This is a genomic window from Pseudomonas sp. Kh14, assembly GCF_900291005.1.
GTDB lineage: Bacteria > Pseudomonadota > Gammaproteobacteria > Pseudomonadales > Pseudomonadaceae > Aquipseudomonas > Aquipseudomonas alloputida.
In genome coordinates, this window is record NZ_OLKJ01000024.1 from 77,747 (window position 1) to 102,899 (window position 25,153).

Sequence of the window (25,153 nt, forward strand, 5' to 3'; positions counted from 1 at the left end):
TGCCCGCTCCCACAGGGTAACCACAGGTTCTGAATGCTGTGGTCAACCTGTGGGAGCGGGCAAGCCCGCGAAGGGCTGCACGGCAGCCCCGGCAATTCTGAAGGGAGCTGGATATGAGCGCCAACGTAGACCTCAACGACCGCCCGGATTACGACCGGGTGCTACAAACCCTGGCCGATTACGCCCTCGGCTACCGGGTCGAATCCCGCGAGGCCCTGGACACCGCGCGCAACTGCCTGATGGACACCCTCGGTTGCGGCCTTCTCGCCTTGCGCTTCCCTGAGTGCACCAAGCTCCTTGGCCCCCAGGTGGAAGGCACGCTGGTCCCGAATGGTGCTCGCGTCCCCGGTACCTCCTATCGCCTCGACCCGGTCAAGGCCGCCTGGGACATTGGCTGCACGGTGCGCTGGCTGGACTACAACGACACCTGGCTGGCCGCCGAATGGGCTCATCCCTCGGACAACCTTGGCGGCATCCTGGCAGTGGCTGACCACCTGTCACAGAAGCGTGTTGCCGCGGGTGAAAAGCCACTGCTGATGCGTGAGGTGCTCAAGGCCATGGTCATGGCGCATGAGATCCAGGGCGTGCTGGCGCTGGAAAACGCCTTCAACCGTGTCGGTCTCGATCACGTGATCCTGGTGAAGGTCGCCTCGACCGCCGTATGCGCCAGGCTGATGGGGGCCAACCGTGAGCAGATGCTCTCGGCCTTGTCCCACGCCTTCGTTGACGGCCAGGCCCTTCGAACCTATCGCCACGCGCCCAACGCCGGTTCGCGCAAATCCTGGGCTGCGGGCGATGCCTCCAGCCGAGGTGTACGCCTGGCCGACATCGCCTTGCGTGGGGAGATGGGCGTGCCGGGCGTGCTCACGGCGTCGCAGTGGGGGTTCTACGATGTTTCGTTCAGCCATACCAACAAAGACCTGGCGCTCAAGCCCGCCGGGCAGTACGAGCTGCGCCTGCCCCAGGCGTTGGGCAGCTATGTGATGGAAAACGTGCTGTTCAAGGTCAGTTTCCCTGCAGAGTTCCACGCCCAGACTGCCTGTGAGGCAGCAGTAACCCTGCATCCACTTGTGCGTAATCGTCTGCATGAAGTCGACCGCATCGTCATCACCACCCAGGAATCGGCGATCCGCATCATCTCCAAGAGCGGCCCGTTGGCCAATGCCGCCGACCGTGACCACTGTCTGCAATACATGGTGGCCGTGCCGCTGATCTTTGGCTATCTGGTGGCCGAGCATTATGAGGACGCCTTCCATGCCAACCACCCAAGTATCGATCGCTTGCGCGAGAAGATGGAGGTGGTGGAAGACCCGCGCTTCAGTCGCGAGTACCTGGAGCCGGACAAGCGTTCGATCGCCAACGCGCTGCAGGTGTTCTTCAAGGATGGCAGCAGCACCGAGCAGGTGGTGGTGGAATACCCGATCGGGCATCGGCGGCGGCGGGGGGAGGGGATACCGTTGCTGGAGGCCAAGTTCAGGGCCAACCTGGCGACCCGCTTTGCCCGGCAGCGGTGTCAGCAGGTTTTCGAACTGTGCAAGGACCAGCAGAAGCTGGAAGGCACGGCTGTGCACAGGTTCGTCGACTTGTTTGTGATATGAGGTGGCCTGTGCCGGTCGCTTCGCGGCTAAAGCCGCTCCTACAAGGGCATGTGCAGGTCTCGAACACCGTGGGAGCCCTGTAGGAGCGGCTTTAGCCGCGAAGCGGCCGGCACAGGCCAAAACAACAAAGCCCCGGCATCGCTGCCGGGGCTTTGTTTACAACCTGTAACTCAGCTTACGCTTGGACCACCGGGATCTTGGCGTTGGCTGCCGCTTCGCGGAACTCGGCGATCTGGTCGAAGCTCAGGTAGCGGTAAACGTCGGCAGCCATGCTGTCGATGTCTTTCGCGTACTGCATGTACTCTTCGACGGTCGGCAGTTTGCCGATGATCGAAGCGACAGCGGCCAGCTCGGCCGATGCCAGGTACACGTTGGTCGCGTCGCCCAGACGGTTCGGGAAGTTACGGGTCGAGGTGGAGACCACGGTCGAACCGGTCTGCACACGTGCCTGGTTGCCCATGCACAGCGAGCAGCCTGGCATTTCCATGCGTGCACCGGCCTTGCCGTAGATGCCGTAGTAGCCTTCTTCGGTCAGCTGGTGAGCGTCCATCTTGGTTGGCGGAGCCAGCCACAGACGGGTCGGAATGCCACCCTTGACCTTCTCCAGCAGCTTGCCGGCAGCGCGGAAGTGACCGATGTTGGTCATGCACGAACCGATGAACACTTCGTCGATCTTCTCGCCTTGTACCGAAGACAGCAGGCGCGCATCGTCCGGGTCGTTCGGCGCGCAGAGCACAGGCTCTTTGACGTCGGCCAGGTCGATTTCGATGATTTCGGCGTATTCGGCATCGGCATCGGCCGACAGCAGCTCAGGCTTGGCCAGCCAGGCTTCCATGGCCTGGGCACGGCGCTCCAGGGTGCGGGCATCGCCGTAGCCTTCGCCGATCATCCAGCGCAGCAGGGTGATGTTGGACTGCAGGTACTCGGCGATGGCCTTTTCCGGCAGCTTGATGGTGCAACCGGCAGCGGAACGCTCGGCCGAGGCGTCGGACAGCTCGAAGGCTTGCTCGACGGTCAGTTCGTCCAGGCCTTCGATTTCCAGGATGCGGCCGGAGAAGGCGTTTTTCTTGCCTTTCTTCTCGACGGTCAGCAGACCCTTCTGGATGGCGTAGTAAGGGATGGCATGAACCAGGTCACGCAGGGTGATGCCTGGCTGCAGTTTGCCCTTGAAGCGCACCAGGATCGATTCTGGCATGTCCAGTGGCATGACGCCGGTGGCGGCAGCGAAGGCCACCAGGCCGGAACCGGCCGGGAACGAGATGCCGATCGGGAAGCGGGTGTGCGAGTCGCCACCGGTACCTACGGTGTCAGGCATCAGCATGCGGTTCAGCCAGCTGTGGATGATGCCGTCGCCCGGGCGCAGCGACACGCCGCCACGGGTGCGGATGAAGTCTGGCAGGGTGTGGTGGGTGGTGACGTCGATCGGCTTCGGATAGGCCGCGGTGTGGCAGAACGACTGCATGACCAGGTCAGCAGAGAAGCCCAGGCATGCCAGGTCTTTCAGCTCGTCGCGCGTCATCGGGCCAGTGGTGTCCTGGGAGCCGACGGTGGTCATTTTTGGCTCGCAGTAGGCGCCTGGGCGCACGCCCTGGCCTTCTGGCAGGCCACAGGCACGGCCGACCATTTTCTGCGCCAGGGTGAAGCCCTTGCCGGAATCGGCAGGCTGCTCTGGTTTCTTGAACAGGTCGGAAGCACCCAGGCCCAGCTCGGCACGGGCTTTTTCGGTCAGGCCACGGCCGACGATCAGCGGGATACGGCCGCCAGCGCGGACTTCATCCAGCAGCACTTCGGTTTTCAGCTCGAAGGTGGTGACCAGCTCGTCGCTGTCGTGACGGCGTACTTCACCTTTGTATGGGTAAACGTCGATGACGTCGCCCATGCCCAGGTTGGTGCAGTCGAATTCGATCGGCAGGGCGCCGGCGTCTTCCATGGTGTTGTAGAAGATCGGGGCGATCTTGGTGCCGAAGCAGAAGCCACCGGCGCGCTTGTTCGGCACGTAAGGGATGTCGTCGCCGAAGAACCACAGTACCGAGTTGGTAGCGGATTTACGCGAGGAACCGGTACCGACCACGTCGCCGACATAGGCAACCGGGAAGCCCTTGGCCTTGACGGCTTCGATCTGGGCCAGCGGGCCGACCGAACCAGGCTGCTGCGGTTCGATGCCGTCGCGGGCCATTTTCAGCATGGCCAGGGCGTGCAGCGGAATGTCAGGGCGCGACCAGGCGTCCGGTGCAGGCGACAGGTCGTCGGTGTTGGTTTCGCCAGGCACCTTGAACACGGTCAGGGTGTACTTGTCGGCGATGGCCGGGCGCGAGGTGAACCACTCGCCGGCAGCCCAGGAGTCCAGGACGGCCTTGGCGTGCGTGTTGCCGGCCTTGGCTTTTTCGGCCACGTCGTGGAAAGCATCGAACATCAGCAGGGTGTGCTTGAGCTGTTCGGCCGCGACGGCGCCCAGTTCGGCGTCATCCAGCAGTGCGACCAGCGTTTCGATGTTGTAGCCGCCCTGCATGGTGCCCAGCAGTTCGGTGGCGTGCTTGCGGTCGATCAGTGGCGACTTGGCTTCGCCCTTGGCGACGGCGGAGAGGAAAGCGGCCTTGACGTAGGCAGCTTCGTCGACCCCTGGCGGTACGCGGTTGGTGATCAAGTCTACGAGGAAGGCTTCTTCGCCGGCCGGCGGGTTTTTCAGCAGCTCGACCAGGCCTGCAGTTTGTTCGGCGTTCAGCGGCTGGGGAACGATACCCAGGGCGGCGCGCTCTTCGATGTGTTTGCGGTAGGCTTCAAGCACAGTTATTTCCCTCATCAGTGGTCCCTAAAGGGGGTCCGGGACGCTTATCCAGCATTCAATGCACCCATGCGCTGCCGCGGCTTTGTGGGCCGCCCAACCAGGGTCGCAAGGAATCCTTACAGAAGCTGCTTTCAAAGTTTTACGCCTGCAGAACGGGGACTGATGAGGGCTGGCGCGGGCATGCGAGGGATGCATGGCCCGGGCCAACGCCGTTCTACCGGATCAACTGTGCTCGTGACGCTTTGAAAACAGCTTCCAACGGACATTGTTGCCTTTGAAAAGGCCGGATGATTCTACGGCAAAAAAAGCCCGAAGGTAAGGCGGTGTACATGACTTTAACGAGTGACCCTGGTTAGACAAAGGGCTAACATGGGCCTGTGTTCCATCGCCAAGCTGTTGTTTTTCATGTCCAACAAGTCCATCAAAACCCCTTGCGTCGGCCTGTGCTCCACGGTGTACGGAGACACGGTGTGCCGTGGCTGCAAGCGTTTTCACCACGAAGTGATCAACTGGAACGGCTACGACGACACGCAGAAGCGCGCCGTGTGGTTGCGCCTTGAGCAGTTGCTGGTGCAGGTGATGATGGCCAAGCTTGAGGTGTTCGACAAAGGCCTGCTGCGCCAGCAACTGGAGCAGCGCTCCATCCGCTTTGTCGAGCAGCAGTCGGTGTATTGTTGGGCTTACCAGCTGATTGCCCGAGGGGCGCGGATGATCCGTGACCTGGAGGCCTATGGCATGGTGTTGCTGCCGGAGTTCCGTGACTGGGAACTGCCCCAATTGCGCGATGCGATCGATCGCGAGTTCTTTCTGCTTTCAGAGGCGCACTACCAGCGCTACATCGCCCCCAGCTTCCTGCGCGATGCCATGGGCAGCGCGCAGGGCCAGTGAGCCGGGCGAATCAGTCGCCGGTGTATTCGCAACCGCTTGTGCAGGTTTCGTGGATGCGAACCTTGGACAGCTCGGGCATCAGCGGCTTGACCTGGTCCCAGATCCACTTGGCGATCACTTCGCTGGTGGGGTTTTCCAGCCCGGGGATGTCGTTCAGGTAGTTGTGGTCCAGCTGATCATAGATCGGCTTGAAGATCGCCTTGACCTCGGCGAAGTCGCGGATCCAGCCCGTGTGCGGGTCGAGCGGGCCGGTCAGGTGCAGGCCGACCTTGAACGAGTGGCCATGCAAACGGCCGCATTTGTGCCCTTCAGGGACGTGGGGCAGGCGGTGGGCCGATTCGAATGTGAATTCCTTGAAAATTTCCACTGGTGGACCTGTAAAGCTGATGGGGTATGGGCTTGAGCTGAATCTGACGTTTCAGTGTACTGCTCAATGTACTGATTGGTCGTCGCTGGGGTTGAGTGAAGCCATCCATTGGTTGATGTCTGACTGCCGCCAGGCGACCGATTTGGGTCCTATCTTAACCTGTTTTGGAAACGTTCCTTCCTTAATTCGTGTGTACACGGTGTTGCGCCCCATGCCAGTGATGCGGAGCACATCGGGCAGGCGAAGCAGGCGATCAATTCCATCTAACTGTGCCATATAGCCTCCTCAGGCCAAGAAGTGGTAACCGACTGCGCCGGCCCGTGCCGTCGCCTCGGTTGGGGGACATGGTCTCCAGGCCGCCGGTGGCGGCAGGTTGGTGGTTAGGCTGGGGTCTTGGCCAACACTGCGTCGGTGATCTTGATCGCGGCCTGGGCATCATCGACGTAAGCTGGATCGAAGCCGCCGGCGTAGTGGATCACCCGCTGGCAGGCGTCCAGCTCTTTGCGAGCTAGGCGGAGTGCCTGCACCAGTTCTTCCTGCAGCGCTCCCTCGGCGCGCCCGGCATCCCAGAATTCCTGGCACCAATGGTCAGCCGGTGGCGGGTTGGTGTTCATCTTGCCCATGGCAAGGGCGCCGATGATGACGTCGCAGAGCGAGCGCTTGTAGACGTTTTGACCGTCGAGGCTGAGGCCTCCGCGCCGGCGCAACGTGCTCACAACCTCATCGACGTCGAGGCCGCTGTCCTTCAGGACGATGTCGAGCTCGGGCTTTTCCGGGGTGTAGATGACCAGAGCCAGCTTGGCTTCCGGCCAGAGATCGGCAGCCAGGCGCTCCAGGCAGTCGTTCGCGGTGTGGTGGAATCGTTCTGTTGCAGACATAGGGAGTCCTCGCCCGCGCATGTCGGCGGGCCCATGTGATAAAAGGGTTGATCAAACAGGAGGTTCGATATGGGCAAGACAGCCAAACCGTTTTACCTAGTCGCGGCGCCGCTGATAGCGGTGGGTGCTGCATTTGCAGCAGTAGGTGCATCTGGGCAGGCTGCTTTCGGCTATACCGCTGTCGGTTTGCTGGTGCCTGGGCTTGCGTTGTTCATCGCCGGGTATCGTCGGCGGGCTTGAGTTGTAGGGGGAGGGGTTACTTGATTCGGCCAGTGAGCCGTTCTCGCCAGGTCAGGCGCCGGGGTAGATGCTCGCGGTCATCGATCTCGACCACCACATAGGCTGTGCGGTCAAACGTAGCGTCACGGCGTGCTGCGAGTAGACATGCTTCGTCATCGGCGCCTTGGGCTGTTCTGGCGGCCAGCTCATGGACATCGAAGCCTTTGCTCTCTACGTGCCAGCCGTGCACGACGGCAACGAACCGGCTCATCGCGGCCCCCGGTAGATGAGGTAGGCCATGTAGGCGAGGGCGATCATGGCTTCCACCTCTTGCCGACGCGGTACACCATCATCATGTTGTGATGGAGTGGCACTTTCAGGACGTGGTCGAAGAACTCGCCCTTTCCAGAGATGAATCCGGTGGGCACCTTGGTTCCTCCGGCGCCGAATTCACGCCAGCATTCTTCGCCGCCGTTCTTTTCCCAGTAGGCGCGCTCGCGCTTTGGAATCTCATCGTAAGTTTTTTCGAACACGGAGATATCCGGGATATCGCAGATCCGGCACCATGCGGGATTGCGTTTGCACCATTCAGCAGCATGCTGAGAGGCTTGATCGACAGAGTAGAATTCCTTTGTGCTTTGTTCGGTCATGGCATCAGCTCCTTGGGCACCTGGACGGTATCGCCGAGCTTGGCTTTGACCAGGCCTCGACAGAAGGCAATTAGCGCAGTTGGGCCGTAGCACCAGAAACCGGTCCTGCCTGGCCCAGAGCTGTAGCGGAAGTTCGCGTCGGCGAGGTGGGCCTCGTAGTGCAGCCCGCCGTTGTGCTTGTCGATCAGCGGGCCGCCCTGGTCCCAGTTGGTGGATGGTCGAAACCCGAAGCCTTCGGAGGCGCCGCGAATGCTCACGCTGGTGAAGACGCCCCGGGGACTGATAATCGTCAGGTGGTTCTCGGTGTCCTGCTTGTAGCCTTCGGCCATGGCCACCGCCCAGTCCAGCGGCGCACCGATTAGGTTCGATACCCTCACTTCGATCAGGTCGGTCATGGCTTCACCACCTGCAGTTTGCTACGTGCAAGATCAACCAATGCGGCCTCGATGCCGTCGTTGATGATCTTGGCCTGCTCGCGGCCGACCTGTTGATACATCGCCCCGTTCGCAGCCGACATGAAGCCGGCCCAGAGCTGCGCCTTTTCAAGGGGGCCAGAGAACCCATTGGCCTCTGCCACATCGTCGAAAGTGGGGCGGAGCATGAGCCACATGTCTCGTCCGAGTGCTGAAGGATCTGTCACAGCTGATACCTCTCATCAATCCAGCGCCCAGGCGCCAGTGCAGGTTTAGGTTCGGGTTGTGTTTCGTGCGGGGAGAGCTGGCGCTCGTTGCTGGCCTGCAGCTGGCTGTCGGGGATGCAGCTGATGCCGACGCCATTCAGCAGGTAGCAGTGGACGTCGCGACAAGGGCTGGTATCAGGCGGCTAAGTTGAGGCGGTTGGTGTAGGTGGGATATAGCTATTTTGCAACTCGACTTATACGAGCTGATACTAAGCAGTTTAAGCGAGGCAAAAAGAAACCCGCATTAAGCGGGCTTCTAGTGAAAACTTAGGCTTCTTTATATATTTCTTCTGTAAAGTAGTCGCCGCTTTGCTCGACCTCATGCTCAACCCACTCCCTCGCGAAGGATGAATGGGACTGGCTGTTCATATAATGCTGGATGATCAAGTCTTCGAAAATAAGGCTCTCAGACTGGGTGCCGTGAGCTTCCTGATTGGAAGGATTGATCAAAAGCGCGGTCATCGGTTTTTTGCTAGTTTTCATTTATGCCCTCCTCTAAACAAGAAGCTATGTGTCGTTCTATATACATGGACAGTATTTTAGCAACGGTCAGAGTAAATATTTTGTCACGTTGCCATGAGAACTGGCTTACATGACTACTGGTGAATACTAGCACACCTAGAGGTTTGGTGCCAGCCTTCGGCTCCATTACAGTGTAGGAGTCTTTGATCGGAATAGAAATGAACGATCTATACTTTTTCTTGTCAGAAACGTCTGCTGAGCTATCAGAAAGTTCTGAGCTTGTAGTAATGTCTTGGCAGATTTTCGCTTCGCCTTGAACAAACGCTAGGCCGACGTGGCCGAAGCCTGGCTTCCAAGACCGATTTGAAACCTCCAGGCGGTTATCATGGCTTCGCCACTTTATTGAAAGCTCATCGCTATCCTTGTTGTACATATAAAAAGCAAAGTTGTAAAAGGCGTCCGCTTTGTAGTCGAACAATTGTGTTCGGTGTTCTACGAGGTGCCACAGAATTCTATTTAGACCGGCTTCCCAATCTTTCAGTCGCTGGTTGAGCGGGTAGTCTGCTGATCTCTGCTTAACTTGGTCCATAATGGCTTCAAGCTCAAGAGTCATCATGTAAGTTACTGATTGCTGTGTTTTGGATATCTCGTAAAGGCTCTTCGCCTTTGGTATTATCTCTTCTTTGAACTTTCTATTTTCCTGTATTATTTCATCTACTTCTACCGTGGTTGACTTTCTGTTGCCGGCAACAAAAATAACTATCGCAAAAACAATGTGTATCACGGCTGCTATAGTGTATAGCGTCGTTTCCGCATGCGTGAACGCTTCTTTGGCGAAAAGCTTGCTGGCAAAAAGGCCAATAGCGAGAGGCGCTATCAAAGTCATCCACGTGTTAGCTGAAAAAATAGCTATAGAGAATATTTTTTTCTCTATGGTTTTGTTTTCTTTGTTTAATTTTGGAAGTTCCATATCTGTTCTGGCATCTGTTTTGCGGGTGACATTATTTGTACAACTATGATGGCATTCGTGCTACTTCGTCCAGCATCAGTTGACTGAAAGCTGTGTCAAATCTGTTTTCGGGCGAGTTGATGTTCGATGCGTCTCCCGATCCACCGGACGACGAACACGGCCTTGCTGTTGCCGATCGCCTTATAGCGCGGCCCGTCCGGGCATTCATCGGCGGGCTTGCCGCGATAGGGGATGCGGGTGTGGTCGCCGGGGAAGCCTTGGAGCCATTCACACTCGCGCGGAGTGAGTCGGCGAACACCAGCCCCCCCTTGAACCATTGGCTGGCCACGGCCGGTACCGTCTTCGCTGGCGTCGAAGCCTTCGGCCTTCAGCGTATGGGTGATTTCGCCAGTGATGCACACTGCGACCTGGCCGCCGGCGTTGGGGTGGCTGGCGCCGTGCCCCATGGCCCGAAGCGTCGGAGCCAGGCTGCCAGCGTCGGCGCCATGGTCCTTGCAGCTGAAGGCGAGCAGGGCGTTTTCTTGGCCATTGTTCCGGCCCAGTGCGAAAGCCTGATCATCAAGGACGCATGGGTCTTGCGTGCCGTGAACCACCAGCATGCCGCTCTCGGCGTCCTGCTGGGTTGCACTTCCTGCCGCCTTGCCGTTGGCCTGGAGGGTTCCAGTTACTTGCAGTCCGCCCGCCAGGTCGAAATCTGTTCCCAGCCCGCCGCCTGCGCTGGCCCGCGAACTCAGTGTGCCGGTCACGTATGCATCGGAATCGAGCCGGTGGCTGGCATTTGGCTGTGCCCGAAGCGATGGAGCGACGCAGAAGGTCTCGCTTTCGATGTCCAGGCGCGTGTCCTTTGCGGTCAGGGTGGCCGCCTGGCTGACTTCTCCCCGCAGGCTGTGACCGCCATACGCTGGCACGCCGGCCAGGACCTCAACCGCCGGGCCTTCATCGCCCTCACAGTTTGGGCAGCCATACTGGCCTAGGTCTAAACCGAAGACGTATCCGCACCCGCACTGGAGTGCAGGGCCGAATGGAGCTCGGCCGGTAAGGTCTTGCCCCTCGCCTCGGCGCGGCGGAGTATCCCGGCGCACGCCTTCGCGCTCAAAAAGTACTTCGAGGGGATCGAATCCTGCTCTAGCACTTGCGACAACGAACACACGGCGGCGTCGTTGGGCCAGGCCGAAATATTGGGCATCCAGAACCCGCCATGCGACTGTTCGCGTGGGTCCATACACACAACCAGCGTCCTTCCATTTGCCCCCTGGCGGTTGGAGTTCTTCGGATTCGCCCACCAGGGCGCCGAGGAAGCAGCCAAACGCGTTGCCTTTGTCGGAGAGGACGCCGGGGACGTTTTCCCAAGTGCAGACGGCCTCGGGTTCGCCGCGCATGGTTCGAACATGGTCAATTGCATCAAGTAGCTCCACGTATTTGATGGTGAGGGCGCCCCGGGGGTCGGCAAGGCCTTCACGCATGCCGGCCACGCTGAAGGCCTGGCACGGCGTGCCACCGACCAGCACTTCGGGCGCTGGGATCTTTCCGGACAGCACCATGGCCGCCAGGCGGGTCATGTCGCCGTGGTTCGGCGTCTCCGGGTAGTGGTAGGCAAGCACCGCAGAGGGGAATGGTTCGATCTCGGCGTACCAGTCGGCACTCCAGCCCAGCGGATGCCAGGCCTCTGTCGCAGCTTCAATGCCGCTGCAGACGCTTCCGTAGGTGATGGGCATAGGATCTCCGGTCAGGCGCGGGCGATGATGTCTGCCTCGGCCAGTTCGCAGAAGAAGGAGCAGGCGGGCAGTTTCTCGTTGCGGCGCACAGGGCCATCGCCCAGGTCGCGAAGTGAGAATCGCACGTTGGTGGTGCGGTTGCGGAAGAGGTATGAGCCTTCACCCAGGTCATCCTGGATGGCGCATAGCGCCTCGAACTGCTCTGGGAAGTCCTGGCGGATCGCCCGGAAGTAGACTTCGCCGCCCTTCACGCAGCCGATGCAATTGGCGTTGTCGTAGCCCATGCGGTACATCAGGGGTAGCTCGATTCCGGCGCGCAGCAGGATGGCCTTACAGTCATCCTTGCCCAAGCCGCGGTCGATCAGCGGGGCGATCACTGGGCGGTCTGGATTGCGCTCCCGGAAGTCCTCCAGGCGATCGGCCTCTTCGGCGGTGTAACCGAACACCATTACGTCGCCAGGCTGTTTCCAAGTGTCGAGTAAGCGGCGCTTGAGGATTTTGGTGCATGGCGCGCCGGTTCGGCCCTTCATGTATCGCTCACGGCGGAACACCTCGTGGGTGTCGGCGCCGTACTTTTCGTCACGCAGGACGGTGATCGGCTGGCCGAACCAAGCCTCGCAGTCTTGGGCGAACCGGCGGTTGTCGGCTTCCTCGTTGGCGAGAAACGCGTTGATGATCTGCACGTCGTGCGTGCTGCCGTACTCGGCCAGGGCCAGCTTGGTGGCCACCGCCGAAGCGGCGCCGCAACTGAACTGGCAGACGATTCGATTGGACATGGTGGATCCTCGCCGGGGAGGCGTTATCGTTGAATAGGGGAAGGCGCTGGCGGGCAGCGCGGCGGAAACCCACAAGAGGAAGGGTGGTCAGAAGAGGCGGATTTTTAAAGGTGCATAGTGCGACAGGAGCAACGGTTTGCTCTTGCATGCTTGGAGCACCTTATGGAACTACTGCACTCTATCGCCGACCTGATTGTGAAACTGTCGGTCGCCATCAAAAATATTACGCCGCTACTGCTGGCGATGATGGCTATGCCTGGCTGTGCTTCATGAGCGCTGGCGGGCAGCGCCGGAGGGTCAGGCGTCAGTTTCTTCTGCGATGAAGTTGTTCCAGGCGACCTTATCGTCCTGCGCCACGTACCACTTCAGGCCTTGACCGTCATATGCCTCGCTTACTGATCCGCCGTACTTGGCGCCGTGGAAGGTGAATCTCGCGCTATCTCCGCATCGTGGATATCCACCGGTGAACTCGGTGAATGTGACGAATGGCTGCGCAGCGACGACCCGTTCCTTGAACACCTCGAACCTGGCGTTGCGGGCAGTCACTTCGGCCTCGTGGCCTGTCTTGCACTCCGCCGAGCAGTAGACGACTTGCCCGTCGAACATCAGATCTAGAGGTATATCGTCGCCAGTCTCCTCATCAAAGCGCGTGGCATCGCTGTCGCACCTGGTTCCGCAGTTGTTGCAGTCGAACCACCAGCCAGCGTCGATGTAGGCCTCGGCCGGGATGAAGCGCTGGCCGGCGTACTGGTCGGCCCACTGCGCACGTCGGCAGGATACGGCGCCGAAGTCAGCGCCTATCTCGTCCGCGCCCTGGCGCCTTGCGGCGGCGTTCGACGTGGCGAACTGGATCGTGGATTCTTCGGGGTCATCTGTTTCGACGCTGTAGGCCAGCACCTTGGGCGGCGCAGTTTCGGCGTTTGGCTTTCTGCTCATGGCTTTCTCCATGCATGCGCCGCCCTCCGTGGCCGGATGCGGCATGATGGCTGTTTAAAATCACAGCATTGTGGCCATTTGCCTGCCGTGATTAAGTTGGGGCTCAATACAGAAGGAGGTATGTATGGCTTGGTATCACCGCGACAGTGATGTTAAGAAGAGCACTTCGGATGCTTACAAGCGGGAGTTTAAGCCCGGAGAGAAGGCAGAATGGCCAGGCATTTATCACTGCATCAACTGCGGCGATGAAATTGCAATTGCTGGCGGTCACACTCTTCCTGCCCAAAATCATTATCAGCACACCAGTCAGAAGCCGATTATCTGGCGACTTGCGGTGTATGCCGAGCAGAAGAAGTAAACGGGTCGATCACTTCGCACCCAGGCTCTCGCTTAAGCTCTGCCATGCTGGCTGCTTCGAACTGACGCGCTAGTTTTGGCGATATGTAAAAAGCTGGCGCGTCAGGCCGTTCAAGTCGGCGCGCACGCTCTTCTGTAAGCGTCTGCCCAACACATCTTGCTCAATGTTCAGGGTTCTTCTGTATGCAGGAAATCTACCTCGTAGATACCCCGCGCCGCGCGGATGGTAACAGGGGATATTGGTCTTATGTCACTCAACTCCCATGCGAGCCAGCCGTCTTCAAAATAACTTGCGCAGGCTGCTTCCATGTCAGCCAGGATGAACGGACGCACGGCTTTTACGCGCACAATCGCGACCGCAATACCGTCATCATCTTCCTCCCCGTCGGCATGAAGAAAACGCCCATTTTCGACAATCAGAAGATCCTCGGTAGGTTGTAAGTCTGGATGCCAACGACGGACTTCGAGTGTTTTCTGGCCAGAAGCGATTCGACTGCCACTGGGCCGTACAATTGATAAAGCCTTGATGGTTCTCTCCTAAAAGATATGCGTCCGGCTAAGTTACTTTGTCGGAGGGATGGGAGGTACCGCTACGAGCGCAAGCTTGAGCTGCGGCCAGATTTTCACCCAATTTTTGGACTTGAGGCGGCTTTGATAGATCGCAGTTTTCTCCGTGGCGAACCTCCCCGCTGGCCTGATAATCAAGTCAAAAAGATCATCAAGCCCCAAGGGCGCCGCGACCTCGCATGAGCCTTTCTCTCGCAGTGCTACGGCTACCGCCGTTGCGGTTTCTGGCCAGTAGCGCATTGCGTCGGTCGCTGAGAGATATGGCTTATCGCCGTTCTGAGCATGCATTCTCGCTTGATTTTTCACAGACCATAATACGTTCGGCTCTAGACCTCTGAGAACTGCTTCCAGGGCTTCATCTTGCTCTGGTGTGCAGCGTTGTGCATCAAACCAGATGACATCAACGTCTGTTGAAATCGGGGATGAATCGCGCCCGTGCAGATAATCCCAAACCGCGTTTCGTACAAAGCCTGCTCCGATCCAGCAGTCTGGCAATCCCAAGGAGCGCACTATTTCGAGTAACCGCCACCGAATGGGGTCATCTGAGATAATCGCTTGGATTTTCGAACTATTGTCCACTCAGAAATCACCTTGTTGCAGCTAGGCCGATACCCACTGATGCGGCAGTAGCTGCCCGATCTCACTGGCCCGTTGCGTCGGCAACCGCGTCAGCACATCTTTAAGGTAGGCATACGGATCATGCCCATTCATGCGCGCTGACTGGATCAGGCTCATGATTGCAGCCGCCCGCTTGCCACTGCGCAGTGACCCGGCAAACAGCCAGTTCGAGCGTCCGAGTGCCCACGGCCGTATCTGGTTCTCCACCTGGTTGTTGTCGATGGGCACAGCCCCATCGTCCAGGTAGCGCGTCAGCGCTACCCAGCGTTTCAGGCTGTAATCGAGGGCTTTAGCTGTGGCTGATCCGTTGGGCACCAGGTCGCGCTGGGCCAACATCCAGTCATGCAGTGTTTTGCTGATCGGTACCGCCAGTTCCTGACGTATTCGCCAGCGATCTTCATCACTCATGTCCCGCGCCTGGCGTTCGATCTCGTACAAGCCGCTGATCGAGTGCAGCGCTTGTTCGGCCAACTGGCTTTTGTTCGCAACATGCAGATCGAAAAACTTGCGACGGGCGTGGGCCATGCAGCCGATTTCAGTGATGCCTTGCTCAAAACCAGCTTTGTAGCCAGCGAAGTCATCGCAGACCAACTTGCCGTTCCAGTCGCCCAGGAAGTTGCGCGCATGTTCGCCTGCACGACTGGGGCTGAAATCGTAAACCACAGCTTTGAGTGCCGAAAACGGCGTAGTGCTGTAGGCCCAGACGTAAGCCCGGTGGGTTTTCTTCTCGCCCGGCGCAAGCATTTGCACCGGTGTTTCGTCAGCGTGAATCACACCCTGTTTCAGCACAGCTTCACGCAGCGCATCGACCAGCGGCTGGAGTCGCACGCCGGTCTGTCCAACCCACTGGGCCAAAGTCGAGCGAGCAATCGCCAGCCCGGCGCGGCCAAAGATTTTCTCCTGTCGGTAGAGCGGCAAGTGATCGGAAAACTTGGCCACCATCACATGGGCCAACAGGCCTGCGGTTGGAATACCTTTGTCGATGACCTGCGCGGGCACCGGCGCCTGAATCAGAGTTTCGCACTGACGGCAGGCCCATTTGCCACGCACATGTTGCTCGACGGCAAACACGCCCGGCGTGTAATCCAGCTTCTCGCTGACGTCTTCCCCAATACGCTGAAGTTGGCAGCCACAGGCGCACAGAGTGTTTTCTGGCTCGTGGCGAATCACGGTACGCGGAAATTGCGGCGGCAATAGTGCACGTTTGGGTGATTGCCGTGGCTCGGCCTGTGACGAAGCGGGAAGAAGCTGTTTTAGTTCTGCCTCGATAGCTTCAAGGTCTGTATCGAGCAGGTCATCCAGCAAGCTGCCTTGTGCCGGGCTGATTTGCTCGCTGCGCTTGGCAAACTTGTGGCGTTTGAGCAGGGCGATTTCGAACTTGAACTGTTCGATGAGGATTTCATCGTTCTGGATCTTCCTGCTCATCGCCTCGACCTGAGACTGCAACTGCAACGCCTGTGCCGCCAAGGCACGAAGCTGTTCCGGGGTCATCTGATCGAGATTGGGCGAGAAAGTCATGCTGCCGATTGTGCCAGAGCAGGCGCAGGACGACGACAAGCAGACCAGTCAAATGGCCGGCGATTACAGCATGCTGATCACACCACCTGCGCCGACTCGTTGCCACGGCAGGCCTAGTACCAACGCCTGGAGTTGTTCACTGTCGAGTTCGACTTCGCAACCATGGCGAATGCTGGGCCAGTGAAACTTGCCTTGATTCAGTCGACGCGCGGCAAGCCAGACGCCGACGCCATCGTGCACCAGCACTTTCATCCGGTTAGCCCGGCGATTGGCGAACAGATAAGCGCAGTGCGGCTTCGCCGCACCGAACACCGCAATCACCCGGGCCAATGCCGTTTCGGTGCCGGCGCGCATGTCCATCGGCTCGGTGGCCAGCCAGATCGCATCGATGCGGATCATCGAGCGACAGCCCGGATAAATTGCGCGCAGCCCTCGGGATCTGAGGTTGGCCATTTGACGGTCATCACTAGCCCGGCCATGGGCAACTCGATGATCGCTGACGCTTCGGCTGGCCGTTTAGGTGCGGCTTTTAACGGGACGAAGGCTGGCAGCGAGGTTGTTGCAGGCTGGTCTCGATAGAGCGGCATCCATTTGCGGATGACATTGGCGTTGATGCCGTGGCTGATGGCGACACTGGATACGGTCGCCCCAGGTTGCAGGCATTCCTGAACGACCTGGGCTTTGAAGGGTTTCGGATAAGAGCTTCGTTGGCGCATGGAAATCCTGGCGATAAGGGTGATTGCGTCCGCTTAAAAATACGCGGACACCATCGCCCTTAAAGCTGGAGTTCGGAAGGTGAATTCGCCGGACGCTTACGCTCTTCTGGCTCTTGGGCAATCCACGACAGGGCTAAGTCCTGCCAAAGCTCCTGCACCTGGTCATAGCCGTGGCGCTCGATCTCGGCGGCCATGGCAGCCTTGATTCCGGCAGGCATGTTGAAGAACACCTTCTCGATACCTAGCTTCTCGGCCTTCTTCTTTTCGCGATCGCGGTAGTCCGCCGAGTGCTTCGCGGCTCCGGTCTTCTCCTCGGCCATGGCCGGTACCTCCCAAGCCGCTGGGCGGCAAATTGATTTGCTGCTGGCGCCGGTCGTGCCGGACGTGCGCGGTGATGCGTTTCAAGCGGAAAGCTCCATGTCTCGGTCATGCCAGCCGGCAAGCCACCAGCCGCAGTCCACGGTCATCCAGCCATAGGGATGGGCATCGCGTGACTGGCTGTTGTCGCGGCATGCGCGGCCGAGGTAGTAGGCGGTGGGGTGAACCTGCTGCCTGCGCTTCATCGCTACGCACCGGCGAGGTACGGAAGGGGCGCGAACGGTATGTCGTCGTCGAAGCTGTCTTGATCAGGTGGCGCCGCCTGCTGGTTCGGCTGCTGGCGCGCCGGCCGGCGTTGTTGCGGTTGCCGATCTGGCACCTGGCCTGGCTGCTGACCCTGCGGCCGGCTGCCTAGCAGCTGCATCGTGCCGTTGATGTCGACGATGATTTCCGTGGTGTAGCGCTTGATGCCATCCTTCTCCCACTCGCGGGTCTGAAGCTTGCCCTCGATGTAGCACTGGGAGCCTTTGCGCAGGTACTCGCCGGCGATCTCGGCGACCTTCCCGAAAAGCGACACACGGTGCCACTCGGTGCGCTCGACCTTCTGGCCCGACTGCTTGTCGGTCCACTGCTCGCTGGTGGCCAGGCTGAGGTTGGTAACGGCGTTGCCGTTCGGCAGGTAGCGCACCTCCGGGTCCTGGCCGCAAGTGCCGACCAGGATGACCTTGTTTACCCCGCGGCTCATGACGACGCCGCCCCGGCCAACAAGATCAGCGTCAAGGCTAAGAGTGCCACCCAGCGTGTTGCGCTTTCACCGATCTGGCGGACCTTCACCACAGCCACTACCGGGAGGGTTTTGGCATCGATCGCGCGCTCCAGGCTCTGCGCATAGCGAACAGCCTGTGCGTAGCTGGTGTTGCGGCCGTATACGCGGTTGTTGCTTGCAGAGACGACGGCCCAGCCGTTGCCGCTTTGGGTGACAAAGAAGCGAGATTTGGCGCGGAATGCCTCGGTGGCCGTGATCACTTCCTGGCGCAGGGCTTCGAGCTTGTCCTGGCTTTGTTGGATGGCTGCTTGCATGGGGTTGGTCCTCAGTGGGTCAGGCGTGGAGCTCGAAGGCCTCGGCCTTGCGAACGATTCGAACTTGGGCGGTGCGGCGCTCCGGCGCGCGGCGGTCGCGGCGCATTGGGTCGCTGTCGTCGATAACCGCGTGCATGGTGATCAGGGCGGCCAGCGCGATGCAGAGCGGGCTGATGATCTGGCGGCGCATGGCTTCGGCTACGGCCGCCGCCCGGCGGGCAACGCCCAGCTTCAACATGGCGTCGCCGATACGCTTCTCGACACCGCTTTCGCTGATGCCGAAGTGCCTGGCTATCTCCTTGGTGGTGAAGCCCTGGGCGACATCTAGGATGCATTGCAATTCGCGAGGCGCCAGGCCTCGGCCAAGGTGGCCTATCCATGCGCCGATAGTGATCGTGTCCATGATTTGCTCTTGCGGGGTGGCTGCATTGGTCGTGATGCTCGCTGCCGTCTACCTCCCGGACCAAGGGGAGGGCGAACGCCACGACCGATGCAGCCTGGTGATGGGGAACCAGGTGAACCGGGCAGTTTTCGTCAGGCTGACGCGCAGCTGGTTGTTTCTTCCTCTCCGTCGGCGGTACATGCTTTGCCACAGAGCGGGCAGTAATTGGCGACCACCGAAACGGTCTTGTTCACGCGCTTCATGCCGCCAGCTTTCTTCGGCGCCATGTAGTGGCCGGTGACTTCTACGCAGAATCGCCGACTGGCCCTTCCGGTCTCGATGTTGAGTGAAAGGTTATGGCCCTCTGCGCGCATGTAAAAAGGCCCTGACCCTGGCGCCTCCTCAGCGAGCTGGTCCGTAACCAGCTTCACGGCATCGCTGATGCAGTTGCAGCTCATCGTGTTGCCCTCCAGGGCGGTTGATTTCCCGTCTGGCCCTGTTGCCAAGGCCAGCCAGTGAAATCGGTATTGCTCAGCAAACCTGCGGGCCGACATGTCGAGCGAGGAAGCTTGCTGCGTTGCGTACTGTCCACCAGGGCTCAACGGCCGGCTTAACTCGGCGCGTGGTGGCTCATCTACTGGTTTTTAAAGAGCGGTGGCTGCCGGAGCTGCCAGCTCGATGCAAATGCAAGCGAACTTGCATTTATAAAAGCATGCTTGTTTTTTAAATGCAAGCACGCTTGTGTAATTTTCTCTTACTGTATGGATGTCCAGTGTGTAGGAGCTTTCGGATGTCGGCGCAGGAAAGAGCAGTTCGTATGGAAGAGCTAACGAGCCTTGAGCGGCTGGGCTTGAGGGTTTCAGCGATGATCAACTCGCCGCTGGCGCAGCACGGAAGGAGGGTTCTCGTCCCTCGCCTCGACACGGACAACGATCAGGACTGGTGCGCGATCATGGACTTGCTAGCCGAGTCTGACGGGCTGGAGATGAGTTTTTGCGAGGATGGATCGGTGCTTCTTCAGTGGGATGCGCCGACGGATGACGATCGGGTGATCGAAAGTGAAGAGGATGTGAGCTTGGTTGATAGTGATGGGGAGGAGGCCCCGTTTTAGTAGTTAATCCAGCCCGCTTTGGCGGGCCGGTCACGGTCTGAAATGGTCGCAGGCTTGCGATCAATCAGACCTTGCGAGCGTTCCACACAAGTAGCACTTTGGCGTGAATTGTCACATCGTCGATCCTGGCCTGCTGATCCTTGTTGTGAGGGTTGTCGGAGATCAGCCAGAGGTGATCTTCGTCTTTCCGCTGCAGGCGCTTAATCAGAAGGTCACCGTGCCAGGTGAGCACGTAAACGCCTTCCCCTGCGTAATCATTCACGCCTCGGTCAACGATTACAGGGTCTTTGTCATTGATTGTACCTTCCATGCTCTGGCCCCATCCGGTGATGATGGCCAAGGACTGAGGCGCCGTGTAGTTCACGCCTTTGTCACGCAGCAAATCTTCACTTATTACGACGTTCCTAATGATTTCGCTGTATTCAGCCGGGACTTGGCCGTGACCCATTGCCGCCCGAATGTCGTACTGCGGGATGGAAATATCACCCCTGATAGCAGGGTTGGCGGCGATCAAAAAGCCGCTTTCCTTCTCGCCTTGAGGATCATGTTCAACCGCGCTGACTATCCGCTGCCTGGCCTCAGCGGTCAGTCCCTTACCGTGCTTTTCAAGCATCTTTCGCACTGCGTCTGCAGCGGAACTCGGAGCGCTAACCTCTTTTGTTTGCTCTTGCTTAGCGGCCCCTTTGCGTGGTGGCTCACCCTTCCCAGACAAAAGCCAATCAACAGTCGTGTCGTAGCCCTCGGCTAGCGCGACGAGGTTTTCGTTCTTGATGTTCTCGGTATCTCCGGCGAACCACTGGCGGACAGCCTCATAGCTGATTCCGCAGGTGTTCGCGATGTCGCGTTTGACATTGCGAACGCCCAACTGTGGGCGACGGGTCAGGACGAGTTTGGTGATTCGATCAGTAGTTTTCATTCGCGCAATCTACAAGGTTGCTTGTCAAGCATGCTTGTTTTGAATATGCAAGCATGCTTGAATGTCTGGGCGAGCAGAGGAGGTCGCCATGACCAAGAGCCAGGCAATCCAACATTTCGGGTCTATTTCAGCCCTGGCGAAGGCGCTAGGGGTGACCTATGAGGCCGTCCGCCAATGGGCGGATGTTCCTGAGCTTCGCCAGTACCAAATCGAGCGTTTGACCAAGGGCGCGCTGAAGGCAGGGAAAAGGGATGCCGCTGCGTGACCTTGTAGAAATTTTCACCTATCTGGCCTTGCGCCAGTAGTGGGGCCGTCCAGCTGTTCAGGCATCCAGTAGCCAAACAGCAGACGAAAAAAAACCGCCTGGCAGGGCGGCTTTCTCTACAACTTTCCAACGAGTTGAAGCATGACAAACATAGTCCCAATTGACAAGTCCAGGGGGTTCACCCGGATGGACAACCAGCTCATGGATGGCCTGCTGGCTATCGATCTCCCAGCCCGGGAGATGAAGATTGTGCTGTACGTGGCCAAGGCCACCATCAACTTCGGTGCGGGCGCCCAGCGAATCCCGGCGACCGACATCGCGAAAGCCATCCACGCTCACCCTGACACCGTGTCCAAGGCGGTTTCCAGCCTGCTGCGTCGTCGTGTCCTATTCCGTGAGGGTGGGGCTCGGGGTGACATCGGCGTCAATGATCCAAAAGACTGGATCTACGTTGATCCGAAACAGACCAAAACAGCCGACTCGGCTGAAGTGGTCCGAATCGGCTCGGAGTCGAAACAGACCAAAACCGCCGACTCCCTTCTTTATTCTAAGAAAGAAACCCCCTATGTAAATCTTCCTTCGGAAGATGTTACATGCCCCCCCAGCGACTCGGAGCCGACTCCGACCAAGGACGAGCGCAAGGCGCCATTCGGCAAAGCCGCCATGCTGGCCGACAATCCGCACGGGCTCGATGAGTCCCTGATCGCTGATTACTTGGCGGTCCGCAAGTCCAAGGGCGCCCCAATGAGCTCCCGGGTTTGGACGCGCTTGAACGAAAAGCTCCGCCAGTGCCTCACCTTCGGTATCCAGCCTGCCCAGGTCATGGAAATCGTCATCGAGAGCGGGTGGCGCAGCTTCGAGGTGGAATGGATCACCAAGCGATTCGCCGCCAAATCGCCCGCACAGGGCAAGCCAAACAGCCGTCATCACGGCTTCAATGACCGCGACTACCACGACGGCCTCATTCCACGGGAGGATGGCTCCTATGCGTTCTGAAAAAGTGGTTCACCTGTCCAGCATTGCCGGCCCGCAGGTCACCTCCATGGCCATGTGCGAAGAGCATGGCCCGTATGAGGCAACTACCCACCAGGTACTCAACCACACCTTTCGCTCCCCATGCCCAGGCTGCAAGGCGGCGCAGGTCGCCAAAACCCAGGCCGAAGACACTAAGCGTCAGCGCGTGGATCTGGCGTACAAGCTCGGCGACTCGCTGATCCCAAAGCGGTTCAAGGACAAGACGTTCGACAGCTATGCGGCGACCTGCGAAGGCCAGCACAAGGCCAAGGCGCGCTGCGAGCGTTACGCCGCCGAGTTCGATTCCAATCTGGCCGCCGGGCGCTGCCTGATCCTGGTGGGTAACCCCGGTACCGGGAAAACGCACCTGGGTGTGTCGATCGCCCAAGCCATCATGGCCACCACCACGCATACGGCAGCCTATCGGACCCTCGGCGGAATCCTGCAGGCCATCCGCGCCACGTTCGATGGCAGTTCCGGCCAGACCGAGGGGAGCATCCTCGACGCGTTGATTCGGCCGTCGCTGTTGGTCTTGGATGAGGTCGGCGCGAGCAAGGAGGCGCCGAGCGATTTCGAACTGAGCCGTCTGTTCTCGATCATCAACGGCCGCTACGAGCGGATGCTGCCGACCATCGTGATTTCCAACCTTGGCGCGAAGGAGTTGCCAGCGGCTATGGGCGAGCGATCGGCCGACCGGCTGCGGGAAGGCGGCGGCATCGTCCTGCCGTTCGACTGGGCGTCCCACCGCGGGCGGGAGTCGATCTGATGCGCCAGTCCAAGCTGACCAAGGCCGCGCGCGGGCGTGAGTGCCAGGTGCGCATCCCAGGCGTATGCAACGGCAACCCCGAGACCACCGTGCTTGCGCACTATCGCCTGGCGGGCACCTGCGGCGTCGGCAAGAAGCCGCACGACCTGCAAGGCGCCTGGTGCTGCAGCGCTTGTCACGACGCGTGCGACGGACGCAGCCGGGCAGTGGATCGCGACACCGCACGCCGGTACCACGCCGAGGGCGTCATGCGCACCCAGGCGCTGCTGCTCAATGAGGGGGTGCTGATCGCATGAATTCGCCCGCCATTCGCCCGTTCAGGGCCAAGCCGACTCGCGCCAAGCCCGTCGACCGGGAAGGGCAGGAGCAAGCCGCGCTGATGCAGGAGCTGCAACTGCGCTACCCGCAGGCCTACAAGCTGATCTACCACGTCCCGAACGGCGGGCACCGGGTCAAGGCAGTGGCTGCCAAGCTGAAGGGGCAGGGCTTGAAAGCCGGTGTGCCTGACCTGGTGCTGCCCATGGCTCGAGGTGGCTATTTCGGCCTATACATCGAGTTCAAGGCCATGCCGCCCTATGACGCGCCGGTATCTCCGAGCCAGGATGCCTACCTGCAGGCGCTTGCCGATCAAGGCTACCTAGCCATCGTGTGCCGGGGCAACATCGACGCCGTCGAGGCCATCCGCGCCTACCTGCTGCAACCCGCCACGGTGGCTGCATGAGCGCGACCCGTGAAGTGAAGCTGAGCGAAGCCGAAGTGCGCCGGCAGGCCGCCGACAAGTCTGTACGCGACCTGCGCGACCCGCGTCACCCCGGCCTGTATCTGCGCTTCTGGAGCAACCGCGAGCGTGGCACCTGGCACCTGGTGCGCGGCAAGAAGTGGGTGCCGGTCGCCCGCTGGCCTGACCTGACCGTGGCGGCGGTGATTGCCGAGCTGCCCGCGCTGCGTCAGCGCCTGCTGCGCGATCCGGCCACGGCGCCGGTGGTTTCCGGCATGGCCACCGTGGGGCAGCTGCTTGACTGGTACGGTGACCGCATGGCGCGCGACCGCTCGCTGTCGGCGAAGCGCAAGGCCGGCGCCAAGTCCGCCATTGCCCAGCACCTCAAGCCGCGCCTGGATGACTTGGCCCTGGCTGACGTGACTGCCGATGCGTTGGACAAGAACCTGATGTGGCCGTGCCAGGCCGAGGTGTCGCTGTCCTACCTGCGGCAGATGTTCGCGCTGCTGCTGACAGCCTTCCGCCAGGCCCTGCAGCTGGGGTTGATCGACCGAAACCCCATGGCCGGGATGCGCTTCAACGACTTCACCAAGGCCAAGATCCTGCCCAAGGCGGCGCGCCTGCGCGATGTGCAACTGCCGGAGCTGATGCAGCAGCTGGCCCAGGCATTCGAGCAGGATCCAGGCGCTGCCATGCTGGCCCTGACGATGCTGGCCCACGGCACCCGGATCGGCGAGACCCGCATGGCGCGCTGGAACGAGATCTCGCTGGCGGCGGCCGAGTGGTTCATTCCCGCCGCCAACGCCAAGACTCGCACCGAGCACCGCCTGCCGCTGACCGCCCAGGTGCAGGCGCTGCTGACTCGGTACCGGGCCATCCAGCAGGCCGAGGGCTATGAGGGCGTATACCTGTTCCCGAATCGCCGGGGCCTGTGCCTGAGCGAGACGCAAGCCAGCAACGTGTTCAAGCGCCTGGGGCAGGGCGAGTGGACCAGTCACGACCTGCGCAAGGTCTCTCGCAGCACCTGGACCGACCTCGGCATCGACGGCCACATCGGCGAGATGCTGCTGAACCACAAGCTGGGCAAGATCGCCAGCACCTACATCCACACCCAGGCCATGCAGCAGCGCCGCGCCGCGCTGGAGAAGTGGCACGCCTGGCTTGATCGTATCGGCTTTGCAGCCATTCACGGCCTTACCAAGGCCTTATTTGAAATTTCGCAGAATTCGCCAGAGGCCACAGCAGCCGTGGCGCCGAACGACCTTACCGCATTTGTAATTAGCGAGGATTCGAAATGAAAAACGGCGACAAGGCGCGCTCCGACCTTCCTTCGGTGCTCAAGCAGTCGATCACCGACCATCCTGGCTATCCAGACTTCGCTGCATGGTGCGAGAGCCAGCTGATTCACCCTTACCCGATCTATTTCCTGATCTGGCAGGCATCTCGCGAATCGCTGCGCATCAGGAACCCTTTCGAACTGATCCTGGGTGACCCTGATGGGCAGTGGGCGCACCAGGTGACTGAGAAGTCGCTGCGCGCTCAAGGGCTGAAGGTGTTCGGCTGATGAAGAAGCACGGCCCAGCCTTCAAGAAGGCCGCGATCGAGCTGGACAAGTGCCCTTTGTGCCGTGGGAGATCGGTCACTCAGGGCGTGTTTCACGAACTGCCATGCGACCACTGCAACGCCTCGGGCTGGGTAGCGGCTGCAACTGGCGAGGCCCTGGCCCTGGATGAACTGGTGACCCAGCTCAGCATGAGGCTCCGGGCAGCGCTCCAGCAGATCGAGCAGTTGAAGAAGCCTCGGGCAACCGGCCCGGGTGCGCATTATCAGGAAGGCAACCGGCTCGGCGTCGGGGGCAGCAACTACACCGGGGATTGAGGGGGA

General features: G+C 60.0%; 38 protein-coding genes. 13 read left to right on the forward strand and 25 right to left on the reverse strand.

From position 1 onward, the window contains the following. The first annotated feature begins 113 nt into the window (after positions 1-113). Positions 114-1,598 carry a 2-methylcitrate dehydratase gene (gene prpD, locus FQ668_RS11390; protein WP_019437437.1) on the forward strand — a complete coding sequence of 495 codons (1,485 nt, stop codon included), beginning with the start codon at positions 114-116 and terminating at the stop codon, positions 1,596-1,598. A gap of 175 nt (positions 1,599-1,773) precedes the next feature. On the opposite strand, the gene acnB is transcribed toward prpD, so the two are convergent. Continuing rightward, positions 1,774-4,383, reverse strand: coding sequence for a bifunctional aconitate hydratase 2/2-methylisocitrate dehydratase (gene acnB / locus FQ668_RS11395; RefSeq protein ID WP_019437438.1), 2,610 nt, complete (start codon positions 4,381-4,383; stop codon positions 1,774-1,776). A 405-nt stretch (positions 4,384-4,788) separates the two neighbouring features. On the opposite strand from acnB, the gene FQ668_RS11400 reads away from it, so the two are divergent. Beyond that, positions 4,789-5,271, forward strand: coding sequence for a DUF1289 domain-containing protein (locus FQ668_RS11400; protein WP_003250325.1), 483 nt, complete (start codon positions 4,789-4,791; stop codon positions 5,269-5,271). Between the two features lie 10 nt (positions 5,272-5,281). Here the strand turns inward: FQ668_RS11400 and queD are convergent, their stop codons facing one another. The 3 genes from queD to FQ668_RS11415 all read right to left on the reverse strand — a co-directional run bounded on the left by queD (position 5,282) and on the right by FQ668_RS11415 (position 6,516). Beyond that, positions 5,282-5,638, reverse strand: a complete 357-nt coding sequence (gene queD / locus FQ668_RS11405; protein ID WP_003250327.1) for a 6-carboxytetrahydropterin synthase QueD — start codon at positions 5,636-5,638, stop codon at positions 5,282-5,284. Positions 5,639-5,701: 63 nt separating this feature from the next. Further along, positions 5,702-5,914, reverse strand: coding sequence for an AlpA family transcriptional regulator (locus FQ668_RS11410; protein WP_012053046.1), 213 nt, complete (start codon positions 5,912-5,914; stop codon positions 5,702-5,704). A gap of 104 nt (positions 5,915-6,018) precedes the next feature. Beyond that, positions 6,019-6,516, reverse strand: coding sequence for a hypothetical protein (locus tag FQ668_RS11415; RefSeq protein WP_144180115.1), 498 nt, complete (start codon positions 6,514-6,516; stop codon positions 6,019-6,021). Positions 6,517-6,585: 69 nt separating this feature from the next. On the opposite strand from FQ668_RS11415, the gene FQ668_RS28530 reads away from it, so the two are divergent. Continuing rightward, complete coding sequence (locus FQ668_RS28530) at positions 6,586-6,756, forward strand: hypothetical protein (protein WP_178095682.1); 171 nt, start codon at positions 6,586-6,588, stop codon at positions 6,754-6,756. A 16-nt stretch (positions 6,757-6,772) separates the two neighbouring features. Here the strand turns inward: FQ668_RS28530 and FQ668_RS11420 are convergent, their stop codons facing one another. From FQ668_RS11420 to FQ668_RS11460, 9 genes are all read right to left on the reverse strand, one after another. Then, positions 6,773-7,006 (reverse strand): hypothetical protein, encoded by a 234-nt coding sequence (locus FQ668_RS11420; protein ID WP_108191408.1) that lies wholly within the window; start codon positions 7,004-7,006, stop codon positions 6,773-6,775. Positions 7,007-7,049: 43 nt separating this feature from the next. After that, positions 7,050-7,385 (reverse strand): hypothetical protein, encoded by a 336-nt coding sequence (locus tag FQ668_RS11425; RefSeq protein ID WP_144180117.1) that lies wholly within the window; start codon positions 7,383-7,385, stop codon positions 7,050-7,052. Continuing rightward, positions 7,382-7,780, reverse strand: coding sequence for a phage protein NinX family protein (locus tag FQ668_RS11430; protein WP_144180120.1), 399 nt, complete (start codon positions 7,778-7,780; stop codon positions 7,382-7,384). The genes FQ668_RS11425 and FQ668_RS11430 overlap by 4 nt, the downstream gene beginning before the upstream one ends. Continuing rightward, a complete protein-coding gene (locus FQ668_RS11435) occupies positions 7,777-7,986 on the reverse strand; it encodes a hypothetical protein (protein WP_144180122.1) in 210 nt (69 codons plus the stop codon). Before FQ668_RS11435 ends, FQ668_RS11430 begins: the two co-directional genes overlap by 4 nt. Before the next feature lie 345 nt (positions 7,987-8,331). Further along, entirely contained in the window at positions 8,332-8,547 is a 216-nt protein-coding gene (locus FQ668_RS11440) for a hypothetical protein (RefSeq protein WP_144180124.1), read from the reverse strand. Next, a complete protein-coding gene (locus FQ668_RS11445) occupies positions 8,537-9,496 on the reverse strand; it encodes a hypothetical protein (RefSeq protein WP_144180126.1) in 960 nt (319 codons plus the stop codon). The genes FQ668_RS11440 and FQ668_RS11445 overlap by 11 nt, the downstream gene beginning before the upstream one ends. Positions 9,497-9,591: 95 nt before the next feature. Then, positions 9,592-11,211 (reverse strand): DNA cytosine methyltransferase, encoded by a 1,620-nt coding sequence (locus FQ668_RS11450; protein WP_144180128.1) that lies wholly within the window; start codon positions 11,209-11,211, stop codon positions 9,592-9,594. A gap of 11 nt (positions 11,212-11,222) precedes the next feature. Then, positions 11,223-11,987, reverse strand: coding sequence for a hypothetical protein (locus FQ668_RS11455; RefSeq protein ID WP_144180130.1), 765 nt, complete (start codon positions 11,985-11,987; stop codon positions 11,223-11,225). A gap of 297 nt (positions 11,988-12,284) precedes the next feature. Then, positions 12,285-12,923, reverse strand: a complete 639-nt coding sequence (locus FQ668_RS11460) for a hypothetical protein (protein ID WP_144180132.1) — start codon at positions 12,921-12,923, stop codon at positions 12,285-12,287. Positions 12,924-13,047: 124 nt separating this feature from the next. Here FQ668_RS11460 and FQ668_RS11465 point away from each other — a divergent pair, with 124 nt between their 5' ends. After that, entirely contained in the window at positions 13,048-13,281 is a 234-nt protein-coding gene (locus tag FQ668_RS11465) for a hypothetical protein (protein WP_126404382.1), read from the forward strand. 167 nt (positions 13,282-13,448) lie between these two features. Here FQ668_RS11465 and FQ668_RS11470 read toward each other — a convergent pair whose 3' ends face one another. From FQ668_RS11470 to FQ668_RS11515, 11 genes are all read right to left on the reverse strand, one after another. Continuing rightward, positions 13,449-13,808 carry an ASCH domain-containing protein gene (locus FQ668_RS11470; RefSeq protein ID WP_080580377.1) on the reverse strand — a complete coding sequence of 120 codons (360 nt, stop codon included), beginning with the start codon at positions 13,806-13,808 and terminating at the stop codon, positions 13,449-13,451. Positions 13,809-13,841: 33 nt separating this feature from the next. After that, positions 13,842-14,426, reverse strand: coding sequence for a nucleotidyltransferase family protein (locus FQ668_RS11475; protein WP_014756466.1), 585 nt, complete (start codon positions 14,424-14,426; stop codon positions 13,842-13,844). Between the two features lie 21 nt (positions 14,427-14,447). Then, positions 14,448-15,983: an IS66 family transposase gene (locus FQ668_RS11480; protein WP_014861581.1), complete on the reverse strand. Its 1,536-nt coding sequence runs from the start codon at positions 15,981-15,983 to the stop codon at positions 14,448-14,450. Between the two features lie 63 nt (positions 15,984-16,046). Beyond that, a complete protein-coding gene (gene tnpB, locus FQ668_RS28970; RefSeq protein WP_014861582.1) occupies positions 16,047-16,382 on the reverse strand; it encodes an IS66 family insertion sequence element accessory protein TnpB in 336 nt (111 codons plus the stop codon). Further along, positions 16,379-16,699 carry a transposase gene (locus FQ668_RS11490; protein WP_144180134.1) on the reverse strand — a complete coding sequence of 107 codons (321 nt, stop codon included), beginning with the start codon at positions 16,697-16,699 and terminating at the stop codon, positions 16,379-16,381. Before FQ668_RS11490 ends, tnpB begins: the two co-directional genes overlap by 4 nt. A gap of 59 nt (positions 16,700-16,758) precedes the next feature. Further along, positions 16,759-17,019, reverse strand: coding sequence for a hypothetical protein (locus FQ668_RS11495; protein WP_144180135.1), 261 nt, complete (start codon positions 17,017-17,019; stop codon positions 16,759-16,761). Positions 17,020-17,100: 81 nt separating this feature from the next. Beyond that, positions 17,101-17,262 carry a hypothetical protein gene (locus FQ668_RS28535; protein ID WP_178095684.1) on the reverse strand — a complete coding sequence of 54 codons (162 nt, stop codon included), beginning with the start codon at positions 17,260-17,262 and terminating at the stop codon, positions 17,101-17,103. Between the two features lie 2 nt (positions 17,263-17,264). Next, positions 17,265-17,762, reverse strand: coding sequence for a single-stranded DNA-binding protein (locus FQ668_RS11500; protein ID WP_108191418.1), 498 nt, complete (start codon positions 17,760-17,762; stop codon positions 17,265-17,267). Continuing rightward, positions 17,759-18,097: a hypothetical protein gene (locus FQ668_RS11505; RefSeq protein WP_144180138.1), complete on the reverse strand. Its 339-nt coding sequence runs from the start codon at positions 18,095-18,097 to the stop codon at positions 17,759-17,761. The genes FQ668_RS11500 and FQ668_RS11505 overlap by 4 nt, the downstream gene beginning before the upstream one ends. 19 nt (positions 18,098-18,116) lie before the next feature. Beyond that, complete coding sequence (locus tag FQ668_RS11510) at positions 18,117-18,500, reverse strand: helix-turn-helix transcriptional regulator (protein WP_144180151.1); 384 nt, start codon at positions 18,498-18,500, stop codon at positions 18,117-18,119. A gap of 131 nt (positions 18,501-18,631) precedes the next feature. After that, complete coding sequence (locus tag FQ668_RS11515; protein WP_144180154.1) at positions 18,632-18,937, reverse strand: hypothetical protein; 306 nt, start codon at positions 18,935-18,937, stop codon at positions 18,632-18,634. A 359-nt stretch (positions 18,938-19,296) separates the two neighbouring features. On the opposite strand from FQ668_RS11515, the gene FQ668_RS11520 reads away from it, so the two are divergent. Beyond that, entirely contained in the window at positions 19,297-19,590 is a 294-nt protein-coding gene (locus FQ668_RS11520; RefSeq protein ID WP_020190909.1) for a DUF1654 domain-containing protein, read from the forward strand. Between the two features lie 64 nt (positions 19,591-19,654). On the opposite strand, the gene FQ668_RS11525 is transcribed toward FQ668_RS11520, so the two are convergent. Continuing rightward, entirely contained in the window at positions 19,655-20,506 is an 852-nt protein-coding gene (locus FQ668_RS11525; protein ID WP_144180157.1) for an XRE family transcriptional regulator, read from the reverse strand. An 88-nt stretch (positions 20,507-20,594) separates the two neighbouring features. Between FQ668_RS11525 and FQ668_RS11530 the strand changes: the two genes are divergently transcribed. The 8 genes from FQ668_RS11530 (at position 20,595) to FQ668_RS11565 (ending at position 25,147) form a co-directional block, all read left to right on the forward strand. After that, positions 20,595-20,771: a Cro/CI family transcriptional regulator gene (locus FQ668_RS11530; protein WP_010952634.1), complete on the forward strand. Its 177-nt coding sequence runs from the start codon at positions 20,595-20,597 to the stop codon at positions 20,769-20,771. 141 nt (positions 20,772-20,912) lie between these two features. Next, on the forward strand, positions 20,913-21,767 hold the full coding sequence (locus FQ668_RS11535) for a replication protein (RefSeq protein WP_144180160.1): 855 nt from the start codon (positions 20,913-20,915) through the stop codon (positions 21,765-21,767). Beyond that, entirely contained in the window at positions 21,757-22,551 is a 795-nt protein-coding gene (locus tag FQ668_RS11540; protein ID WP_144180163.1) for an ATP-binding protein, read from the forward strand. The genes FQ668_RS11535 and FQ668_RS11540 overlap by 11 nt, the downstream gene beginning before the upstream one ends. Then, positions 22,551-22,847: a DUF1364 domain-containing protein gene (locus tag FQ668_RS11545; RefSeq protein ID WP_070096471.1), complete on the forward strand. Its 297-nt coding sequence runs from the start codon at positions 22,551-22,553 to the stop codon at positions 22,845-22,847. The genes FQ668_RS11540 and FQ668_RS11545 overlap by 1 nt, the downstream gene beginning before the upstream one ends. Next, on the forward strand, positions 22,844-23,272 hold the full coding sequence (locus tag FQ668_RS11550) for a VRR-NUC domain-containing protein (RefSeq protein ID WP_144180166.1): 429 nt from the start codon (positions 22,844-22,846) through the stop codon (positions 23,270-23,272). The genes FQ668_RS11545 and FQ668_RS11550 overlap by 4 nt, the downstream gene beginning before the upstream one ends. Continuing rightward, on the forward strand, positions 23,269-24,567 hold the full coding sequence (locus FQ668_RS11555; protein WP_144180169.1) for a site-specific integrase: 1,299 nt from the start codon (positions 23,269-23,271) through the stop codon (positions 24,565-24,567). Before FQ668_RS11550 ends, FQ668_RS11555 begins: the two co-directional genes overlap by 4 nt. Beyond that, entirely contained in the window at positions 24,564-24,833 is a 270-nt protein-coding gene (locus FQ668_RS11560; protein ID WP_144180172.1) for a hypothetical protein, read from the forward strand. Before FQ668_RS11555 ends, FQ668_RS11560 begins: the two co-directional genes overlap by 4 nt. After that, positions 24,830-25,147 carry a hypothetical protein gene (locus tag FQ668_RS11565; protein ID WP_144180175.1) on the forward strand — a complete coding sequence of 106 codons (318 nt, stop codon included), beginning with the start codon at positions 24,830-24,832 and terminating at the stop codon, positions 25,145-25,147. The genes FQ668_RS11560 and FQ668_RS11565 overlap by 4 nt, the downstream gene beginning before the upstream one ends. The last annotated feature ends 6 nt before the right edge of the window (positions 25,148-25,153 follow it).

What these genes read in the sequence shown, in the direction of transcription:
- prpD (WP_019437437.1), top strand. Translation starts at nt 114, where the DNA reads ATGAGCGCCAACGTAGACCTCAACGACCGCCCGGATTACGACCGGGTG.
- FQ668_RS11400 (WP_003250325.1), top strand. Translation starts at nt 4,789, where the DNA reads ATGTCCAACAAGTCCATCAAAACCCCTTGCGTCGGCCTGTGCTCCACG.
- FQ668_RS11410 (WP_012053046.1), bottom strand. Translation starts at nt 5,914, where the DNA reads ATGGCACAGTTAGATGGAATTGATCGCCTGCTTCGCCTGCCCGATGTG.
- FQ668_RS11415 (WP_144180115.1), bottom strand. Translation starts at nt 6,516, where the DNA reads ATGTCTGCAACAGAACGATTCCACCACACCGCGAACGACTGCCTGGAG.
- FQ668_RS28530 (WP_178095682.1), top strand. Translation starts at nt 6,586, where the DNA reads ATGGGCAAGACAGCCAAACCGTTTTACCTAGTCGCGGCGCCGCTGATA.
- FQ668_RS11420 (WP_108191408.1), bottom strand. Translation starts at nt 7,006, where the DNA reads ATGAGCCGGTTCGTTGCCGTCGTGCACGGCTGGCACGTAGAGAGCAAA.
- FQ668_RS11425 (WP_144180117.1), bottom strand. Translation starts at nt 7,385, where the DNA reads ATGACCGAACAAAGCACAAAGGAATTCTACTCTGTCGATCAAGCCTCT.
- FQ668_RS11430 (WP_144180120.1), bottom strand. Translation starts at nt 7,780, where the DNA reads ATGACCGACCTGATCGAAGTGAGGGTATCGAACCTAATCGGTGCGCCG.
- FQ668_RS11435 (WP_144180122.1), bottom strand. Translation starts at nt 7,986, where the DNA reads ATGCTCCGCCCCACTTTCGACGATGTGGCAGAGGCCAATGGGTTCTCT.
- FQ668_RS11440 (WP_144180124.1), bottom strand. Translation starts at nt 8,547, where the DNA reads ATGAAAACTAGCAAAAAACCGATGACCGCGCTTTTGATCAATCCTTCC.
- FQ668_RS11445 (WP_144180126.1), bottom strand. Translation starts at nt 9,496, where the DNA reads ATGGAACTTCCAAAATTAAACAAAGAAAACAAAACCATAGAGAAAAAA.
- FQ668_RS11450 (WP_144180128.1), bottom strand. Translation starts at nt 11,211, where the DNA reads ATGCCCATCACCTACGGAAGCGTCTGCAGCGGCATTGAAGCTGCGACA.
- FQ668_RS11455 (WP_144180130.1), bottom strand. Translation starts at nt 11,987, where the DNA reads ATGTCCAATCGAATCGTCTGCCAGTTCAGTTGCGGCGCCGCTTCGGCG.
- FQ668_RS11460 (WP_144180132.1), bottom strand. Translation starts at nt 12,923, where the DNA reads ATGAGCAGAAAGCCAAACGCCGAAACTGCGCCGCCCAAGGTGCTGGCC.
- FQ668_RS11465 (WP_126404382.1), top strand. Translation starts at nt 13,048, where the DNA reads ATGGCTTGGTATCACCGCGACAGTGATGTTAAGAAGAGCACTTCGGAT.
- FQ668_RS11480 (WP_014861581.1), bottom strand. Translation starts at nt 15,983, where the DNA reads ATGACTTTCTCGCCCAATCTCGATCAGATGACCCCGGAACAGCTTCGT.
- tnpB (WP_014861582.1), bottom strand. Translation starts at nt 16,382, where the DNA reads ATGATCCGCATCGATGCGATCTGGCTGGCCACCGAGCCGATGGACATG.
- FQ668_RS11490 (WP_144180134.1), bottom strand. Translation starts at nt 16,699, where the DNA reads ATGCGCCAACGAAGCTCTTATCCGAAACCCTTCAAAGCCCAGGTCGTT.
- FQ668_RS11495 (WP_144180135.1), bottom strand. Translation starts at nt 17,019, where the DNA reads ATGGCCGAGGAGAAGACCGGAGCCGCGAAGCACTCGGCGGACTACCGC.
- FQ668_RS28535 (WP_178095684.1), bottom strand. Translation starts at nt 17,262, where the DNA reads ATGAAGCGCAGGCAGCAGGTTCACCCCACCGCCTACTACCTCGGCCGC.
- FQ668_RS11500 (WP_108191418.1), bottom strand. Translation starts at nt 17,762, where the DNA reads ATGAGCCGCGGGGTAAACAAGGTCATCCTGGTCGGCACTTGCGGCCAG.
- FQ668_RS11505 (WP_144180138.1), bottom strand. Translation starts at nt 18,097, where the DNA reads ATGCAAGCAGCCATCCAACAAAGCCAGGACAAGCTCGAAGCCCTGCGC.
- FQ668_RS11510 (WP_144180151.1), bottom strand. Translation starts at nt 18,500, where the DNA reads ATGGACACGATCACTATCGGCGCATGGATAGGCCACCTTGGCCGAGGC.
- FQ668_RS11515 (WP_144180154.1), bottom strand. Translation starts at nt 18,937, where the DNA reads ATGAGCTGCAACTGCATCAGCGATGCCGTGAAGCTGGTTACGGACCAG.
- FQ668_RS11520 (WP_020190909.1), top strand. Translation starts at nt 19,297, where the DNA reads ATGGAAGAGCTAACGAGCCTTGAGCGGCTGGGCTTGAGGGTTTCAGCG.
- FQ668_RS11525 (WP_144180157.1), bottom strand. Translation starts at nt 20,506, where the DNA reads ATGAAAACTACTGATCGAATCACCAAACTCGTCCTGACCCGTCGCCCA.
- FQ668_RS11530 (WP_010952634.1), top strand. Translation starts at nt 20,595, where the DNA reads ATGACCAAGAGCCAGGCAATCCAACATTTCGGGTCTATTTCAGCCCTG.
- FQ668_RS11535 (WP_144180160.1), top strand. Translation starts at nt 20,913, where the DNA reads ATGACAAACATAGTCCCAATTGACAAGTCCAGGGGGTTCACCCGGATG.
- FQ668_RS11540 (WP_144180163.1), top strand. Translation starts at nt 21,757, where the DNA reads ATGCGTTCTGAAAAAGTGGTTCACCTGTCCAGCATTGCCGGCCCGCAG.
- FQ668_RS11545 (WP_070096471.1), top strand. Translation starts at nt 22,551, where the DNA reads ATGCGCCAGTCCAAGCTGACCAAGGCCGCGCGCGGGCGTGAGTGCCAG.
- FQ668_RS11550 (WP_144180166.1), top strand. Translation starts at nt 22,844, where the DNA reads ATGAATTCGCCCGCCATTCGCCCGTTCAGGGCCAAGCCGACTCGCGCC.
- FQ668_RS11555 (WP_144180169.1), top strand. Translation starts at nt 23,269, where the DNA reads ATGAGCGCGACCCGTGAAGTGAAGCTGAGCGAAGCCGAAGTGCGCCGG.
- FQ668_RS11560 (WP_144180172.1), top strand. Translation starts at nt 24,564, where the DNA reads ATGAAAAACGGCGACAAGGCGCGCTCCGACCTTCCTTCGGTGCTCAAG.